Origin of the sequence: Microbacterium sp. NPDC090007 (assembly GCF_044748345.1) — a bacterium.
Lineage (GTDB): Bacteria > Actinomycetota > Actinomycetes > Actinomycetales > Microbacteriaceae > Microbacterium.
On sequence record NZ_JBIVFV010000001.1, the window covers coordinates 17833 to 34012 of the forward strand.

At 70.7% G+C, this 16180-nt stretch carries 15 protein-coding genes and 2 tRNA genes; 8 read left to right on the forward strand and 9 right to left on the reverse strand.

Features of this window, described 5'->3' with window-relative positions:
* Positions 1 to 78 precede the first annotated feature (78 nt).
* A complete protein-coding gene (locus tag ACIPVB_RS00080; RefSeq protein ID WP_400365857.1) occupies positions 79 to 1605 on the forward strand; it encodes a CitMHS family transporter in 1527 nt (508 codons plus the stop codon).
* Between the two features lie 72 nt (positions 1606 to 1677).
* Here ACIPVB_RS00080 and ACIPVB_RS00085 read toward each other — a convergent pair whose 3' ends face one another.
* A complete protein-coding gene (locus ACIPVB_RS00085; protein ID WP_400365859.1) occupies positions 1678 to 3348 on the reverse strand; it encodes a DUF4832 domain-containing protein in 1671 nt (556 codons plus the stop codon).
* A gap of 375 nt (positions 3349 to 3723) precedes the next feature.
* Between ACIPVB_RS00085 and ACIPVB_RS00090 the strand changes: the two genes are divergently transcribed.
* On the forward strand, positions 3724 to 4284 hold the full coding sequence (locus ACIPVB_RS00090; RefSeq protein WP_295789138.1) for a flavin reductase family protein: 561 nt from the start codon (positions 3724 to 3726) through the stop codon (positions 4282 to 4284).
* Positions 4285 to 4306: 22 nt separating this feature from the next.
* On the opposite strand, the gene ACIPVB_RS00095 is transcribed toward ACIPVB_RS00090, so the two are convergent.
* Entirely contained in the window at positions 4307 to 5197 is an 891-nt protein-coding gene (locus ACIPVB_RS00095) for a DUF808 domain-containing protein (protein WP_400365861.1), read from the reverse strand.
* Between the two features lie 178 nt (positions 5198 to 5375).
* Here ACIPVB_RS00095 and ACIPVB_RS00100 point away from each other — a divergent pair, with 178 nt between their 5' ends.
* Genes ACIPVB_RS00100 through ACIPVB_RS00110 form a run of 3 tightly spaced genes read left to right on the forward strand, consistent with a single transcriptional unit; the run spans position 5376 to position 6951 of the window.
* On the forward strand, positions 5376 to 5966 hold the full coding sequence (locus ACIPVB_RS00100; protein WP_400365863.1) for a molybdopterin-dependent oxidoreductase: 591 nt from the start codon (positions 5376 to 5378) through the stop codon (positions 5964 to 5966).
* Positions 5963 to 6691, forward strand: coding sequence for an FAD-binding oxidoreductase (locus ACIPVB_RS00105; RefSeq protein WP_400365865.1), 729 nt, complete (start codon positions 5963 to 5965; stop codon positions 6689 to 6691). Before ACIPVB_RS00100 ends, ACIPVB_RS00105 begins: the two co-directional genes overlap by 4 nt.
* Positions 6691 to 6951 (forward strand): DUF6510 family protein, encoded by a 261-nt coding sequence (locus ACIPVB_RS00110; protein WP_400365867.1) that lies wholly within the window; start codon positions 6691 to 6693, stop codon positions 6949 to 6951. Before ACIPVB_RS00105 ends, ACIPVB_RS00110 begins: the two co-directional genes overlap by 1 nt.
* 45 nt (positions 6952 to 6996) lie before the next feature.
* On the opposite strand, the gene ACIPVB_RS00115 is transcribed toward ACIPVB_RS00110, so the two are convergent.
* The 3 genes from ACIPVB_RS00115 to ACIPVB_RS00125 form a co-directional block, all read right to left on the reverse strand.
* A tRNA-Ser gene (locus ACIPVB_RS00115) sits at positions 6997 to 7085 on the reverse strand.
* Positions 7086 to 7178: 93 nt separating this feature from the next.
* Positions 7179 to 8465, reverse strand: a complete 1287-nt coding sequence (locus tag ACIPVB_RS00120; protein WP_400365869.1) for an LCP family protein — start codon at positions 8463 to 8465, stop codon at positions 7179 to 7181.
* Positions 8466 to 8665: 200 nt separating this feature from the next.
* Positions 8666 to 8753 (reverse strand) — tRNA-Ser (locus tag ACIPVB_RS00125).
* An 84-nt stretch (positions 8754 to 8837) separates the two neighbouring features.
* On the opposite strand from ACIPVB_RS00125, the gene ACIPVB_RS00130 reads away from it, so the two are divergent.
* On the forward strand, positions 8838 to 10088 hold the full coding sequence (locus tag ACIPVB_RS00130; RefSeq protein WP_400365871.1) for a DUF2254 domain-containing protein: 1251 nt from the start codon (positions 8838 to 8840) through the stop codon (positions 10086 to 10088).
* A gap of 34 nt (positions 10089 to 10122) precedes the next feature.
* On the opposite strand, the gene ACIPVB_RS00135 is transcribed toward ACIPVB_RS00130, so the two are convergent.
* Positions 10123 to 11016: an HAD family hydrolase gene (locus ACIPVB_RS00135; RefSeq protein ID WP_400365873.1), complete on the reverse strand. Its 894-nt coding sequence runs from the start codon at positions 11014 to 11016 to the stop codon at positions 10123 to 10125.
* Complete coding sequence (gene serS, locus ACIPVB_RS00140; protein ID WP_400365875.1) at positions 11013 to 12281, reverse strand: serine--tRNA ligase; 1269 nt, start codon at positions 12279 to 12281, stop codon at positions 11013 to 11015. Before serS ends, ACIPVB_RS00135 begins: the two co-directional genes overlap by 4 nt.
* Positions 12282 to 12424: 143 nt before the next feature.
* Here serS and ACIPVB_RS00145 point away from each other — a divergent pair, with 143 nt between their 5' ends.
* Both ACIPVB_RS00145 and ACIPVB_RS00150 read left to right on the forward strand, forming a co-directional pair.
* The gene (locus ACIPVB_RS00145) at positions 12425 to 13714 is read left to right on the forward strand and encodes a diacylglycerol/lipid kinase family protein (RefSeq protein ID WP_400365876.1); all 1290 of its coding nucleotides are present in this window, start codon (positions 12425 to 12427) and stop codon (positions 13712 to 13714) included.
* Between the two features lie 169 nt (positions 13715 to 13883).
* Positions 13884 to 15254, forward strand: coding sequence for a cryptochrome/photolyase family protein (locus ACIPVB_RS00150; RefSeq protein WP_400365878.1), 1371 nt, complete (start codon positions 13884 to 13886; stop codon positions 15252 to 15254).
* A 57-nt stretch (positions 15255 to 15311) separates the two neighbouring features.
* Here the strand turns inward: ACIPVB_RS00150 and ACIPVB_RS00155 are convergent, their stop codons facing one another.
* Both ACIPVB_RS00155 and ACIPVB_RS00160 read right to left on the reverse strand, forming a co-directional pair.
* Entirely contained in the window at positions 15312 to 15734 is a 423-nt protein-coding gene (locus ACIPVB_RS00155) for an Asp23/Gls24 family envelope stress response protein (RefSeq protein ID WP_400365880.1), read from the reverse strand.
* 120 nt (positions 15735 to 15854) lie between these two features.
* Positions 15855 to 16124, reverse strand: coding sequence for a hypothetical protein (locus ACIPVB_RS00160; protein WP_400365882.1), 270 nt, complete (start codon positions 16122 to 16124; stop codon positions 15855 to 15857).
* Between the last annotated feature and the right edge of the window lie 56 nt (positions 16125 to 16180).

The window sequence follows — 16180 nt, forward strand, 5'->3', positions numbered from 1 at the left end:
CGGCGACGACGCGGGCCTGCGTAGTGTCACCGCATCGGCGGCGCGCCCCGTGCCGGCATCCACGACGAAGGAGTCGCGATGACCCCCCTGATCCTCTCGGCCGAAGCGGTCGAGTACCCGGTGGCGTACACGCCCGCCGACGGTGTGCTCGTCGCCCTCGGCTTCCTCATGGTCCTGTCGTTCATGGCGCTCATCATGACGCGGCGCATGACGCCGATGGTCGCGCTGATCGTCGTGCCGACGGTGTTCGGCCTCATCGCCGGAGCAGGCTTCGGCCTGGGCGACATGGTCATCGACGCGATCGGCAAGATGGCCCCGACCGCCGCCCTGCTGCTGTTCGCGATCATGTACTTCGGCATCATGATCGACGTCGGCCTGTTCGACCCGCTCATCCGCGTCATCACGCGCTTCCTCGGCGATGATCCGGCCAAGATCGTGCTGGGCACGGCCATCCTCGCCGGCGCGGTCTCGCTCGACGGCGACGGATCGACCACCTTCATCATCACCACATCGGCGATGCTGCCGCTGTACCTGCGCCTGGGCATGAGCCCGGTGGTGCTGACATGCGTCGCAGGTCTGATGAACGGAACGCTCAACATCGTCCCGTGGGGCGGACCGACCGTCCGCGCCGCGACCGCCCTGGGCCTGCAGCCCACGGACGTCTTCGTGCCGATGCTGCCCTCGCTGCTGGCCGGCCTGATCGTCGCGCTCGCCTTCGCGTGGTTCCTCGGCCTGTCCGAGCGCAAGCGCCTCGCCGGCTCGATCGACACCGCGAAGATCGCCGGCCCCGGCGGCTTCGGTCGCCTGGGCGCGCCCAAGATCTTCCGCGGCGCAGAGCACAAGCCCGGCGCCCTCGCGTCGCTGCGCACCGGCAACGTGGTCACGGTGCGCGGCGGTCAGGGCGCCGTCGCCGCCCCGCAGCTGGTCGAGGCCGCCGACACGGCGATGGCCGACACCATGCTCGACCCCAACCGCGCGACGCTGCGCCCCAAGCTCATCTGGTTCAACCTGGCCCTCACCGTCGCGGTCATGGTGCTGCTGGTCATGGACCTGTTCCCGCTGGCGTTCGTGTTCATGGTCGGGGCCGCCCTCGCCCTCATCGTGAACTTCCCCCAGCTGCGCTCGCAGGCCGATGAGATCGTGGCGCACGCTCCGAGCATCGTGGGCGTGGTGTCGATGGTGCTCGCCGCCGGCGTTCTGGTCGGCGTGCTCAACGGCACGGGCATGGTCACCGCGATGGCCGACTGGATCACGCAGGTAATCCCCTCGTCGATGGGTCCCTTCCTCGCGGTCATCACGGGTGTCCTGTCGATCCCGTTCACGTTCTTCATGTCGAACGACGCGTTCTATTTCGGAATCCTCCCGGTGCTGGCCGAGAGCGCGGCGAACTACGGCATCGCACCGGTCGAGATGGCCCGCGCCTCGATCACCGGTCAGCCGGTTCACCTGCAGAGCCCGCTGGTGCCGGCGATCCTGCTTCTCGTATCGCTCGCCGGGGTCAATCTCGGCGACCACCACAAGAAGGTCCTGTGGCGCGCGACGGTCGTGTCGCTGGTCATGCTGGCAGTCGGCGTGCTCGTGGGGGCGGTGCCGCTGCTCGGCTGAGTCGAAGGCGAACGGCGACGGGGCTCGGATGCGATGGCATCCGGGCCCCGTCTCGGTGTCTGCTCGGCGAGGTCAGTCCGCGCGGCGACGGTGCCTGGCGGCGACTCGGAGGACGCCCCCGGCGAGGAGCAGAGCCAGGGCCGCGATCACGGCCGGCAGCGACGGCTCGGCACCCGTCGCGGGGAGTCGGCCTCTCGCCGACCCGTTCGGCACGGCGGACGTCGGCGTCGACGACGCGATCGGGGTGACGACGGCCGGCTCCGTTCCGCGCGGCGGGGCCGGCACACTCGGGTCCGACGACCCGGACGGCGGGGGAACGGGAGAGTCGACGCGCACGACCTGCCCGAGGTCGTTTCTGCCGGTCGCGGCATCCCAGGTACCCAGGTTCGCCGCACGGATCGCGAAGCGCGGGTCGCCCGCGATAGACGCCTCGGGAGCCGGCAGAAACAGAGAGACCCGGTACTGGCCCGGGTCGACGCCGCGCAAGGGCACCGTGAGCTCGATCTCTCGGCCCGGTGCCCAGGTGCGGGCATCGACGTCGAGGGGGACGACGACGGATCCACCTGCACCGGTGAGGGCGAGCTGCACCGGACGCGGGTTGTAAGGGGCTGCCCACCCGTCGTTGCGCAGCGTGATCGAAACCGATGCCTCCGCTCCGTCGACGACGCGTGAGCTTTCGAGGACGAAGCGGTAGCCCAGACGACGAGCGGCCTCGTCGATGCCGTCCGGCCCCCACGACGCGAGCACGTCCGCGTCGTAGTCGCGGTTGAGGAAGCTGTAGTGGTACCGCTGGAGTTCGGCCCGGGCCGAGGGCCAGAGGGATCTCGGCGCGTTGACGGCGCACGTCTCGCCACCCGTCGGCACGAAACGGCTGTCCTGTGCGAGGTAATCCTGATCGAGCGAGAGCGGGTCGGACAGGAACGTGCCGAAGTCGTCGGGCGAGGCGAGGAAGCAGTCGTCGTGGTGGCCGATCCGCGCGGCTTCCGACCCGTCGTACGCCTGCGCGTCGGCGAGCGCGCCCGCCGTTCCGCTCGGGGTGCCCAGAGCCCGCTGCTTCGCGAGCATCGTCCGCACCTGGAGCATGCGGTCGGGCGGAAGCGCCGCCAGCAGCGCCGCGACGACCCGATTACGCTCCGCCCAGTCGGCATCGGTCACCGTGCCCGGCTCGGCGGGATCGGCGACGAAGTGGTCGGTGAAGTACCCCTCGCCCCACAAGCCGATGAACCCCTGCTGCACGACCTCGATGACGTCGGCGTTCCGGCGCAGCACCGGGGTCAGCTGCGAGATGTGGGCGAGAACGCGCTCGGGCGGCGCGTCGCCGTATGGAGGGTCGTACGGTCCGTCGCCCCCCTGCACGTAGGCGAAGCGGAGGATCACCGACACCCCCGCCGCGCGCGCGGTGGCGAAATCGCTTTCGAGTGCCGAGAGGACGACCGCGTCGAGGTCGGCGTCGACGTAGCGTTCGAGGTACACCACGCGGAGCACCTGAGTGACTCCTTCGCCGCGCATGCGGATCAGCTCCCCCGGGTCCAGCGGGGTCCATCCCGAACCGTCGGAGAAGGAGTGGGTTTCCGTGTGGTGGTACCACCCTCGCCCGGGATTGGCGATGATGCCCGGATCCTCCGCGTACGAGACGACCGTTCCGTCGGGAAGGGCCGAGGCGGGGAGCCCCGTCGCGGACGCCAGGACGGCACCCACGATCAGACCTGCGAGAACGAGACGTGCAGAGGATGTCGGGGGCATGTGCGGTGTCCTTGAGGGCGGCGTCGGCGAGCCGCGGCGCGGCGTGCCATGGGTTACACGACGGGGCCTTCGGTGGCGCGGAGACCCGGGCGCGCACGAGGCGGGTCGTCGAAGGATGGCAGGTCGTCCGCCGCGTCGGACCGCACGCCGAGATCGGGTGAGGGGCGCGCCGTCTCGTCGGCGGGACGGCCAGCCGCCGAACGGCACGCGGGACAGTCCGTCGCCGGCGGACCCGCGTCGGCGCGGCCGCATCGCGAGCAAATTCACCCGTGCGGCATCGTATTTCACCCGGGGCGGCGGTGGACCGTCGGTGAGAGTGTCGCCGTGTTGCGCGCGGCGACGCCACTGACCGCACCAACGCCTAACGTCGTAGACATGACTTCGCTCCCCCACAACACCCCCGAGAGCACGCCCGCGATCGGCACCTCGGTCTCGGCGGACGACTTCAAGCGCGCCTTCCGGGGTCACCCGGGCGGCATCGCCGTGATCACCGCCTACGGCGAGCACGGTCCCGTCGCTCTCACGGCCTCGTCCGTCTCTTCGGTCAGTGCCGACCCGCCGCTGCTGATCTTCTCGGTCTCAGCGCTCTCGTCGGCGACGCCCACGATCATCGCGGCCGACACCATCGTGGTGCACCTGCTCGACGCCGAGGACATCGGCCTTGCACGCGCGGGTGCCACCAGCGGCCTGGACCGCTTCGCCGACACCTCGACGTGGTCGCGCCTGGCGACCGGCGAGCCGGTCTATCACGGCGTGCGCGCCTGGCTCCGGTGCAAGATCGTCAGCCGGATGGATGCCGGCGGCTCCACCGTCATCGCCGCGCAGGCACTGCAGGTCGACGTCGAGCGCGACCTCGAGCCCGGCGAGCCGGGTGCCGCGCTGGTCTACCACAACCGTTCCTGGCACCGTCTGGGCGAGCACTCCCGCCTCGACTGACGGGTCGCGGCACCGCGCAGAATCAGTGCGCGGCGGGGGTTTCCCGCCGCACCAGGCGCTGAATCCCCGTGACGACCGCGACGATGATCAGCCCGAGCACGAGGCCGAAGACAGCCGACATCGCCGTCTCGACGATCCACACGACGACGGGACCCGCCGCCTCGATCGCGTGGGTGACGAGGTGGACCACGTCGTAGGGGCCGTGCCAGAACGTCTCGGCGAGGTTCTGCAGCACGAGGTGACCCCCCACCCACAGCATCGCCACGGTCCCGACGATGCTGATCACCCGGAACACCGTGGGCATGGATGCCACGACCCGGGCCCCGAACCGGCGCACGCCGCGCGACTCGTTCTTCATGAAGCGCAGACCGATGTCGTCGATCTTTACCAGCAGGGCGACGGCGCCGTAGACGGCGATCGTCATCGCCAATCCGATGAGCAGCAGCGCTCCCAGCGTCATCCAGATGCTGAACCCCGGGTCCAGGCTCGTGAGAGAGATGAGCATGATCTCGGTACTGAGGATGAGGTCGGTGCGCACGGCCCCCAGGACCAGCTTCTTCTCGTCGCGCGGAGCGTCCGCGTCGTGCGTCTCGTGGTGGACGCCGAACCACTCGAGCACCTTCTCGGCGCCCTCGAAGCAGAGGAACCCGCCACCGATGATCAGCAGGAACGGCAGCACCCAGGGGGCGAACGCGGTCAGCAGCAGCGCGATCGGGATGATGATCACGTACTTGTTGATGATGCTGCCGAGCGCGATCTTCCACACCACCGGGAGCTCGCGCGCGGGCGTCAGCCCCTGGACGTACTGGGGCGTCACGGCGGCGTCGTCGATGACGACACCGGCCGTCTTGGCGCTGGCGCGCATGGCGGCGCTGAGGATGTCATCGACGACGGCGAGCAGACCGACGGACATGCGTTCTTCTCCCGGGGACGAGGGTGCGGACACGTGCGGGCCGCGCCCTCGAGACTATCGGGCGCACGTCGGCGCGGAGAGGGCCTCGCGGGCTTGGGTCACGGCATCCCTCCCTGTCGAGGCGGGACCGACCGTCGCTAGGGTGAAGCCACCGCTCCGATCGAGTGAAGGGGATGCCATGTCGTTCATCACCCGCGGGTTCTCGGGCCGCCGCCGCGAGCGCGACCCGAGGCTGCCGCCCGGCCAGACGTCGGTGAGTGATTGGCCGGTGCTCTCGGCGGGCCCGACCCCGGCCGTCGCCGCGGACACCTGGGAGTTCGTCATCGGCACCGAGAACGGCGTGCACCGGTGGACCCGCGCCGACCTCGAAGCTCTGGGCGTGGAGGACATCACCGTCGACATCCACTGCGTCACCCACTGGACACGGTTCGGCATGCCGTGGCGCGGGGTGTCGCTGGATCGACTGTTCGCCCAGGTCGACACCGACCACCGCTACGCGATGGTGCACTCCTTCGGCGGGTACACCACGAACCTCGCTCTCGACGACCTGCTCGGTGGCAGGAGCTGGATCGCCTTCGAGGCCGACGGCGCCCCGCTCACCCCCGAGCACGGTGGACCCGCCCGACTGCTCGTGCCGCACCTGTACTTCTGGAAGAGCGCCAAGTGGGTGCAGGGCCTGGTCACCATGCCCACCGACAAGCCCGGCTTCTGGGAGCAGAACGGCTACCACCTGCACGGCGACCCCTGGCGCGAGGAACGCTACGGGTGAGCAGCCGGACGGCATCCTGGCACACGGCGACCGTCGTCGGAACGCGCCCCGAGACGACCACCGCCCGCCGGATCGAACTGGACGTGCCCACGTGGCCGGGCAACGACGCGGGGGCGCACCTCGACGTGCGGTTGACCGCGCCGGACGGGTACCAGGCGAGCCGGTCGTACTCGGTCGCCTCGTCGGGCGAGGGCACGCGGATCCTGCTCGCGGTCGACGAGGTCCCCGACGGCGAGGTGTCGCCCTTCCTCGTCCACGAGCTGCGCGATGGAGACCGCCTCGAGGTGCACGGCCCACTGGGAGCCTTCTTCGTGTGGACGCCGTCGGACGACCCCGCGCCCGTGCAGTTGATCGCGGGCGGTTCGGGGGTGGTCCCGCTGTTCGCGATGGCATCCGCGCACGTCGAGGCGGCGGACGCGACGGAGTTCCGCCTGTTGTACTCGGTGCGGTCTCCGGGCGACGTGTTCTTCGCAGAGGAGCTGCGGGCGCTCGCGACCTCGATCGATCTCGACGTCGTCTTCACCCGGACATCACCGCCCGACTCCCCCACCCCCGTGGGGCGGTTGACTCCGGAACGCCTGCGCGCTCTCGCCCTGCCGGCCGAGCGTGGACCACGCGTGTACGTCTGCGGCCCGACCCCGTTCGTCGAGGCTGTCTCCCAGTGGCTGCTGGCGGACGGCCACGATCCCGCGCGCGTGCGCACCGAGAGGTTCGGAGGTTCGTGATGGGTGTTCTCGACGGCAACGTCCTCGCCGGGCGGCTCGACGACCTCCTCGGAGGGGATGCCACCGCCTCCGCCGCCCGCTGTCGCCGCTGCGGGGCGCGCGGCGTCCTCGCGAACGTCGTCGTGTTCGCGAGCGACATGGGCATGGTGGCGCGCTGCCGCGGCTGCGACGGCGTCCTGCTGACCATCGTCGACAGGGGCGAGGGGCGTTCCTGGTTCGGGATGCCGGGCCTCGACGGCCTGGAGGTCCGGCCGCGCTGACGGCCGCGGGACGCGAAAAGCCCCGGCGAACCGGGGCTATTTCGGCGGAGACGGAGGGATTTGAACCCTCGGTCCCCTTACGGGGACTCCACCTTAGCAGGGTGGTGCACTAGGCCTGACTATGCGACGTCTCCAGGTGATCGCGCTGACCGCACGAGCACACCGGTCCATACTAACCGGATGCCGCCCGGCATCCGAAACCGAGATCGGATACCGGGCGGATCGCCTCAGCGCACGTTGCCGTTCGAGCAGGTCGCCTGGGCGGCGGTCTGACCGGCGATGCCGTCGGGCAGGACCACGGCGCCCGAGGTGGGGGCGGGGGTGGGCTCTGCCGACTCGGACGGCGCGGGAGCGGCCGTCTCGACGGGGGCGGGCGTCTCGGACGGTGCCGGGGTCGCGCTCTCGTCGACGATCACGCCGTCACCGTCGCTGAGCCCACCGGACAGTTCGAGGGGCTGGTTCGCCGCGAGGGCCGCCCACAGGATGTCGGCGTCCTCGTCGTCGGGCACCACACGGTTGGAGTTGTCGGGGTCGGTGTACGTCGGGTACTGGATGAAGACGATCTCGCTGAAGGGGACGTCCTTGACCGCGGATGCGATCTGCACGAGCGTCAGCGGATTGGTCAGCGAGGTCGACGGGTCGACGTTGCGCAAGGCCGTCGAGGCGAGCTTGTACAGCGTCGCGGGGTTGGACAGCACCTCTTGGCTCTTCAGCTTGTTGGCCAGGCGCGACATGTACTGCTGCTGGTTGGAGATCCGGCCCAGGTCGCCGCCGTCGCCCACACCATGACGGGTGCGCAGGAACTGCAGGGCGTCCAGCCCCTTCACCTCGCGCATGCCGGCCGGCCAGTCGATGCCGGTGTACGGGTCCTGGATGCCGTTGGCGATGCAGACGTCGACGCCGCCGATCGCGTCGGTGATGTTGATCACCCCGCCGAAGCTGACCTTGGCCGCGAAGGGGATCTCGAGTCCGCTCAGCTCCGACACGGTCTGCACGACGCACGACAGACCGCCGTACATGAAGGCGCTGTTGACCTGCTGCTTGCGCATCGCGGAATGCTCGACGCCGTCGGCATCGGTGCACGCCGGGATCGGAACCATGAGGTCGCGGGGGAACGAGATGACCGTGACGCGTCGCGGGGCGTCGGAGATGTGGACGAGCATGTTGACGTCGTTCAGCGTGCCCTCGGAGTCGGGGCCCGTGCAGCGGTCGCCGAAATACTGCGCGAACGACGGTTCGCACTCGTCGGTGCCCACGAGCAGCATGTTGACGCCCCCCTGGAGCTCGCCGAGATCCGGCGGAACCGCGGGCTGCCCCTTCAGCTCCACCGCATCGGCCGTGAAACTGCGCGTCAGGTCGACGGCGGCGTAGGCCAGGACGGCTCCTCCCGACACGAGCACCACGGCGAGGAGGATCGCGAGGCCGCGCAGGAGTTGCGCGGCGGGCCCGGGGGACGACAGCCGCCCGTGGCGCGCGACCGTCCGTTGACGGCGCGGGGTGATGTTCGTTCTCACTCGGGTCCTTCCGTGACGGATGCCGCCGGCCCGGCGACGCGTCGACCCGTGCGGCGAGGCCCGAGGTCGGAGCCATATTAGAGACCCGGCGCTGTGAATGCCGTGAGGCCCGGGCTTTTCACCCGTCGGCGCGGCGCGGACGCACCGGCGGCACGCGGAGACCGCGTCAGGGAGCGGACCCCGCGGGGCCCGCTCCCTGATGGCGGAGGGTGTGGGATTCGAACCCACGGGACATCGCTGCCCACTGGTTTTCAAGACCAGGTCCATCGGCCGCTCGGACAACCCTCCCGGACGCGACGAGTCTACCGACCGGTCCGGCGGCGCGCGTCCAGCCCCGGTGAGCACCTCGCTCGGGCGGCTATCGTCGGCGGGATGGCCACGTCGACGCGCAGCTCTCTGGCATCCTTCTTCCTCCGTCTCGGACGGCAGGTGTGGGTGCGCGCAGCCATCTTCACCCTCGTCGCGATCGTCGTCGCGCTGGCGGCGCGGTTCATCGGCCCGCTGCTGCCGTTCTCGTTCAGCATCGACCTCGCCGAGAACTCCGTCGACTCGCTGCTGCAGATCATCGCCACCGCGATGCTCACGGCGAGCACGTTCTCGGTGACGGCGATGGTCACGGCCTTCTCGTCGGCGACGACGATGGCGACCCCCCGGTCGACGCAGTTGCTCATCGCCGACCCGACCTCGCAGAACGCCGTCTCGACGTTCGTCGGCGCGTTCGCGTACTCGCTCGTGGGGATCGTCGCCCTCTCCACCGGCTACTACCAGAGCCAGGGGCGCACGATCCTCTTCGTCGCGACCCTGGTGATCATCGGCATCGTCGTGGTGACACTGCTGCGGTGGATCTCGCACCTCGCGACCTTCGGGCGCATGGCCGACGTGATCGACCGCGTCGAGAAGGCCGCCACCGTGGCGCTCGAGGTGCACGCCGAGGCGCCCACCCTCGGCGCCCGCCCCGCCGTGTCGCCCCCGGGGGGCGGCGTCGACGTGCACGCCGCGGAGGTCGGCTACGTCACCCACGTCGACGTGGCGGGATTGAACCGTCTCGCGCGCGAGCACGATCTCGAGATCCATGTCCGGGCGACCCCGGGGCGCATCGCCGACGCGCGCACGCCGCTGGTCTCGATCTCGGGGTCGGTCGACGACGACCTGCGGGCGGGCGTGCGACGCGCTTTCCGCGTCGAGCACCACCGCACGTACGAACAGGACCCGCGTTTCGGGGTGATCGCCCTGGCCGAGATCGGCAGTCGCGCCCTGTCTCCCGGGGTCAACGACCCGGGCACGGCGATCGAGGTCATCGCCGCCCTGCAGCGGGTGCTGACCCGGGGGTTGCGTGTCCGCACCTCCCCCGAGGTCGAGAGCGAGCGCGTATACGTCCGTGCGCCGCGGCTCGAAGACCTCGTGAACGACGCCTTCCGACCGCTCGCGCGCGACGGCGCGTCGAACATCGAGGTGCACCTGCGGCTGCAGAAGTGTCTGGCGTCGCTCGCGGCATCCGCTCCCGCCGAGGCGGAGGTGTTCCGCGCCGCCGCCCGCGCGGCCTTCGAGCGTGCGCGGGGGTCGCTGGACCGCACCGATGTGCAGACGCTGCGCACCGCGGTGCGCGCGGCCTGGGGGCGCTGACCACCGCGCGACCCGGGCGCCGAAGAAGACGGTGTCAGAGCGCGCGGAGGACCGCGGCCACGCCGCCCTCGGTCACCGACAGCCCGACCTCGCCCGCGGCCGCGTGCACCTCGGGCGGACCCTGATGCATCGCGATCGCGCGGCCGCCGTTGCGCACCGCCCACTGCATCATCTCGATGTCGTTGCGACCGTCGCCCATGACGAGCACCCGCGCGGGGGCGATGCCGAGCCGACCGCGCACGAGCTCGAGCGCGGTGGACTTGTCGACGCCCTGGGGGGCGATGTCGAGCCACGCCGTCCACCCGATCGCGTAGGAGACCTGCGACAGACCGATGCGTTCCACGAGCTCGAGGAAGTCTTGATCGGTCTGCTCGGGAGCCACCACCACCACGCGGCACACGGGCTGCGCCGACAGCTCGTCGAACTCGACCCTGTCGGCCTGTTCGAGGTTCCAGTCGTCGAGGTAGTCGGTGAACAGCCGCGTGCCGTCGGGGAGTTCGACGAGGAAATGCGCGTCGGGCAGATGCTCGCCGAGGAGCGTGAGCACCTCGGTCGGGTCGAACGTCTCGACGTGGGCGCGGGCGTAGTCACCGTGGTCGCCGTCGCGGCGCATCACGATCGCGCCGTTCGAGCACACGGCGTACTCGGGGCGGATGCCGAGGCGGTCCATGATCGTGTGGGTGTTGTCCCAGCTGCGCCCGGTGGCCAGCATCACCTCGTGGCCCGCCGCCTGCGCGCCCGCCACCGCCTCGACCACGCCCGGGCTGAGCGTGTCGTCCTCGAGCAGGACGGTTCCGTCGATGTCGAGCGCGATGAGCATGCGCCCGCCGGGGGCGTCGTCGGCCAGCGAGGCGACGACGTCGGCCGCCTCCTGCTGCGGCGCGCTCTCGACGTCACCGGTTTCGGGAAGGGCGGCCTCGCGGGTCACGCGACGGGCTCCATGACCTCGAGCCCGCCCAGGTACGGCCGCAACACCTCGGGGACGACGACCGAGCCGTCGGCGCGCTGGTGCGTCTCGAGCAGCGCCACGATCCAGCGCGTGGTCGCCAGCGTGCCGTTCAGCGTCGCCACCGGCTGCGTCTTGCCGCCGTCGGCCGGGCGGAACCGCGTCTCGAGCCGGCGCGCCTGGTACGTGGTGCAGTTCGAGGTGCTGGTCAGCTCGCGGTACGCGTCCTGGGTGGGGACCCATGCCTCGATGTCGAACTTGCGCGCGGCGCTCGAGCCCAGGTCGCCGGCGGCGACATCGATCACCCGGTACGCCAGCCCCAGGTCCTGGAGCATGCCCTCCTGCATGGCGACGAGTCGCTCGTGCTCGGCCTCGGCATCCGCGGGGTCGGTGTAGACGAACATCTCGAGCTTGTTGAATTGGTGCACGCGGATGATGCCGCGGGTGTCCTTGCCGTACGAGCCGGCCTCGCTGCGATAGCAGGTGGACCATCCGGCGTAGCGCTTGGCGCCCCGCTCGAGGTCGAGGATCTCGTCCATGTGATACCCGGCGAGGGGGACCTCGCTCGTGCCGACGAGGTACAGGTCTTCTTTGTCGAGGTGGTAGACCTCGTCGGCGTGCTGACCGAGGAAGCCGGTTCCGCGCATGACCTCGGGACGAACGAGTGTCGGCGGGATCATCGGGGTGAACCCGGCCTGCAGCGCCCGGTCGAGGGCGAGGGTCATCAGCGCGAGTTCGAGTCGCGCGCCGATGCCGGTGAGGAAGTAGAAGCGGCTGCCGGACACCTTGGTGCCCCGCTCCATGTCGATCGCGCCGAGCAGCTCGCCGATCTCGAGGTGGTCGCGCGGGGTGAAGTCATAGGCGGGCACATCGCCGTGGGTGCGCAGGGTGATGAAGTCCTCTTCACCACCGGCGGGCACGCCCTCGAGCACGATGTTCTCGATCTTCGACAGGGCGGCATCGGCGGCGGCCTCGGCCTCGGTCGCCGCGTGCTGAGCGGACTTGACCCTCTCGCTCAGCTGCTTGGCCTCGGCGACGAGCGCGGCCTTCTCGTCCTTGGGCGCCTGGGCGACGCGCTTGCCGTGCGCGTTCTGCGCGGCACGCAGCTCTTCGAAGGCGGTGAGGGCGGCGCGGCGGTCGCGGTCGGCGGCGAGGGCGGCGTCCACCGAATCCGGCGACTCCCCGCGGGCGATCTGGGAGCGCTTCACGAGCTCGGGATCTTCACGCAGCAGAGTCAGGTCGATCACGCGTCCATCCTATGGTCGAGTCCCGCGGTGGCCTCCGCGCCGCGGGGTCCGACATCCCTCGACGTTCTGGGGCTCGGCATCCGCCCCGTCAACCCCACCCCCGCGCCGGTTCGCGGGCTCGGCGCGGTCCTATGGTGGATGCCATGGCCGCCCCTGACGAGCCGCGTGACGACGCGGAGTCCCCCGAACCCGTCCACCCCGATGCCCCCGCCGAGGTGAAGGCGGACGCTGCGGCGGCGGACGGCTCGCACGAACAGTTCGACGCCGCGCGCCTCGGCGACGACGTCACCGACCACCCGCGCAAGGACGTCCCCGCTCCGAAGGACGCCGCCGAGCCCGACGACGTCATCCACCAGCCCGAGGACGTCCCCGCGGATTCCTCCGCCGACCTCCCCGGCAAGGCGCAGCGCGTCGACGCCGAGGGCGATGAGGCACCGATGGATGCCGAGACCACGCCGAACAAGCGCGCGGCCCTGGTCTACAACCCGACGAAGGTCGAGCCCGAGGCGCTGCGCAACCGCGTCGCCGCGATGTCGGCCGAGGCGGGGTGGGCCGACCCGCTGTTCTACGAGACGACCGTGGACGACCTCGGCGACGACGCCACCCGCGCCGCCCTCGACGAGAAGGTGGATGCCATCCTCGTGGCGGGAGGCGACGGCACCGTCCGCGCGGTCGCCGAGGCCCTCACCTCCACGGGCGTGCCGCTGACGATCCTGCCGAGCGGCACGGGCAACCTGCTGGCGCGCAACATGAATCTGCCCCTCGACGACGCCGACGCCATGATCCGCGCGACCTTCGAGGGCGACGTCCATTCGATCGACACGGGGCTCGCCCGCATCCGACGCGCGGACGGCGCGGTCGAGGAGCACGGTTTCTCGGTCATGGCCGGCATGGGCCTGGACGCGGCGATGATCCAGAACACGCGCGACGACCTGAAGAAGCAGGTCGGCTGGGTCGCATACGTCGACGGCGCCGCCCGCTCCCTCGTCGCGGCGAAGCCGTTCCGCGTGATGTACCAGCTGAACGGTCACCGCCTGCACTCCGCGAAGGTGCACAGCGTGCTCTTCGCGAACTGCGGGGCCCTTCAGGGCGGTGTCGCCCTGATCCCCGACGCCTCGATCGCCGACGGTCGCCTCGACGTGGCCGTCCTGCAGCCGACCGGGGTACTGGGCTGGCTGGGCGTGTGGCGAAAGATCGTCTGGGACAACTCGGTGCTGCGCCGGTTCCGCGCCGGGCGCCGGGTGCTCGAGCGACGCAAGGACTCCTCGGTGCGTTACCTGCGGGGGACGGGCATCGAGCTGGCCACGTCGCCCGCGCAGCCGATCGAGCTGGACGGCGACGAGTTCGGTGAGGCCACACGGATCTACACCAGCATCGTCCCGGGCGGTCTCATCGTGGCGCTGCCGAAGGGGCACGACACCTCCACGCTCTGACGTCCGGCATCGGGCGCGGAGGCGCCGCGAGACCGTACTCCCTCGTGCAGACCGTCGGCGAACGGGTGCGGTTCCGCCGAACGGTTGCGCTCTCGCGGACCTGCCCGGCGCCGGGCGGGGCGGGTGTCAAGCCCGGACGACCGGATGCCGCGGTGGATACCGTCGTGGAATGGCAACGCCCTCGATCGTGTGGTTCCGCGACGACCTCCGCCTCACCGACAACCCCGCTCTGCGCGCCGCGCTCGACCGCGACGAGCCGATCGTGGGGCTGTATGTGCTCGACGAGGAGTCCGACGGCGTCCGCGAGATCGGCGGAGCCGCCCGGTGGTGGCTCGACGGCTCGCTCACCTCGCTCGGCGAGCGCCTCGTCGAGCGCGGTTCGTCGCTCGTCCTGCGGCGGGGGAAGGCGGCCGAGGTCGTCCCTGCCGTCGCCGATGAGATCGGCGCGGGTGCGGTCTTCTGGAACCGCCGGTACGGCGGGGTCGAGCGCGAGATCGACGCGACGATCAAAGAGAAGCTGCGCGACGGCGGGCTGACGGTGGCATCGTTCGCGGCGAACCTGCTGTACGAGCCCTGGACCGTTCGCACGCAGAGCGACAAGCCCTACGGCGTGTACAGCCCGTTCTCGCGCGCCGTGCAGAAGCTGCCCGCGCCGCGACCGCCGCTGCCCGAGGCGCGCAAGGTGCCGGGGCTGTCGGCATCCATCGACTCCGACGACCTGTCGTCCTGGGGCCTGCTGCCCACGAAGCCCGACTGGGCCGGCGGCCTGCGCGAGACGTGGGAGCCCGGCGAGCCGGCCGCCAAGGCGCGCATGAAGGAGTTCCTCGACGACGATCTCGGGGACTACTCGACCTCCCGCGACGAGTTCGCCGGCGGTGCGACATCGAACCTGTCGCCCCGCCTGCGCTGGGGCGAGCTGAGCCCGTACCAGGTATGGCACGACACACTCGAGCACCGGGGTTCGGGGGCGCACGCGAAGAGCGCGGCGGGGTTCCTCTCCGAAATCGTCTGGCGCGAGTTCGCCTGGCACGTGACATTCCACGCCCCGGACATCGCGACGAAGAACTGGCGTCGCGAGTACGACGCCTTTCCCTGGCCGAGGCTGAATCGTTCCCACCTCGAGAAGTGGCAGCGGGGCGAGACCGGCGTCGCGGTCGTGGATGCCGGGATGCGTCAGCTGTGGAAGACCGGCGTCATGCACAACCGGGTGCGCATGGTGACGGCATCCTTCCTGATCAAGAACCTGCTGATCGACTGGCGTCACGGCGAACAGTGGTTCTGGGATTGCCTGGTCGACGCGGACGCGGCGAGCAACCCGTTCAACTGGCAGTGGGTCGCCGGTTCGGGAGCGGATGCCGCCCCCTACTTCCGCGTCTTCAACCCCGAGACGCAGCGCAAGAAGTTCGATTCGCGCGATGCGTACGTGCGGGAGTGGGCGCCCGAACACCTCGGGGACGATCCGCCCGAGCCGATGGTCGATCTGGGAGAGACGCGCAAGCGCGCGCTCGACGCCTACTCGCGCGTGCGGCACGGCGGCTGACCGCCCCGCGCACGCGAGAGGGGCGCCACCTCACGGTGACGCCCCTCTCGACGGAGGTCAGTTGACGCGCGAGTCGTCGACGGTGTCCTCGTCGTCGTCGCCCGGGATGAAGACGTCGACCACGGTCACGTTGATCTCGGCGACCTTCATGCCCACGAGCTCGGTGATGGCCTCGTGCACGGCCTTGCGGACGTTGCCGGCCACGCGCTGCAGCTGCTCGGGGTAGTCGACCTGGATGGCGATGTCGGCGGCGACCTCGGTCTCGCCGACCTCGACGCTCACGCCCTGGGCGTAGTCCTTCGAACCCACGGCCTGGCGGATGTTGCCGATGACGCGGGCCGCTCCGCCGCCGAGGGCGTGGACGCCGGGAACCTCGGCCGCGGCGATGCCGGCGACCTTCGCCACGACGGCGTCGACGATGACGGTCGAGCCGCCGTCCTTCGTGGTGGGGGTGCCGGTCGTGATGGTGTTGTCAGCCATGTGTGCTTCCTTCCGTCGTACCGGGACCGTGTGTCCCGCGATGTCAGAGGGAAGACGCGGGCAGGAGGCCATTCGTCACGGCGTTTTCCTGGGAGAAACCTGAGGATGGATGCCGGTTCCTCACCCGCCGTCCCAGTCGCTCGGAGGCGGCTCGGGGATGTGCGCGCCGTGCGCCCCCGCCTCGACCGACAGCACCACACGGGTGTGTCGGCCGAAGAGGACCCGTACCTCCCGACCGCCCGCCACCGAGAAGCGCTCGAACCGACCGCCGTCATGGACGGCGGCCTCGATCCGGCGCACGAGATCGCCCACCTGCTCTTCGGGCGCGAGGACGTACGTCGCGTCGTCGACGGCCAGCAGCGTCTGCGTCTCGGTTCCCGGCTCGTTCATGCGCGGCACGATAAGAACGCCCCGGGCGCGCCGTCACGGGGGTTGCGCGCCGGGCG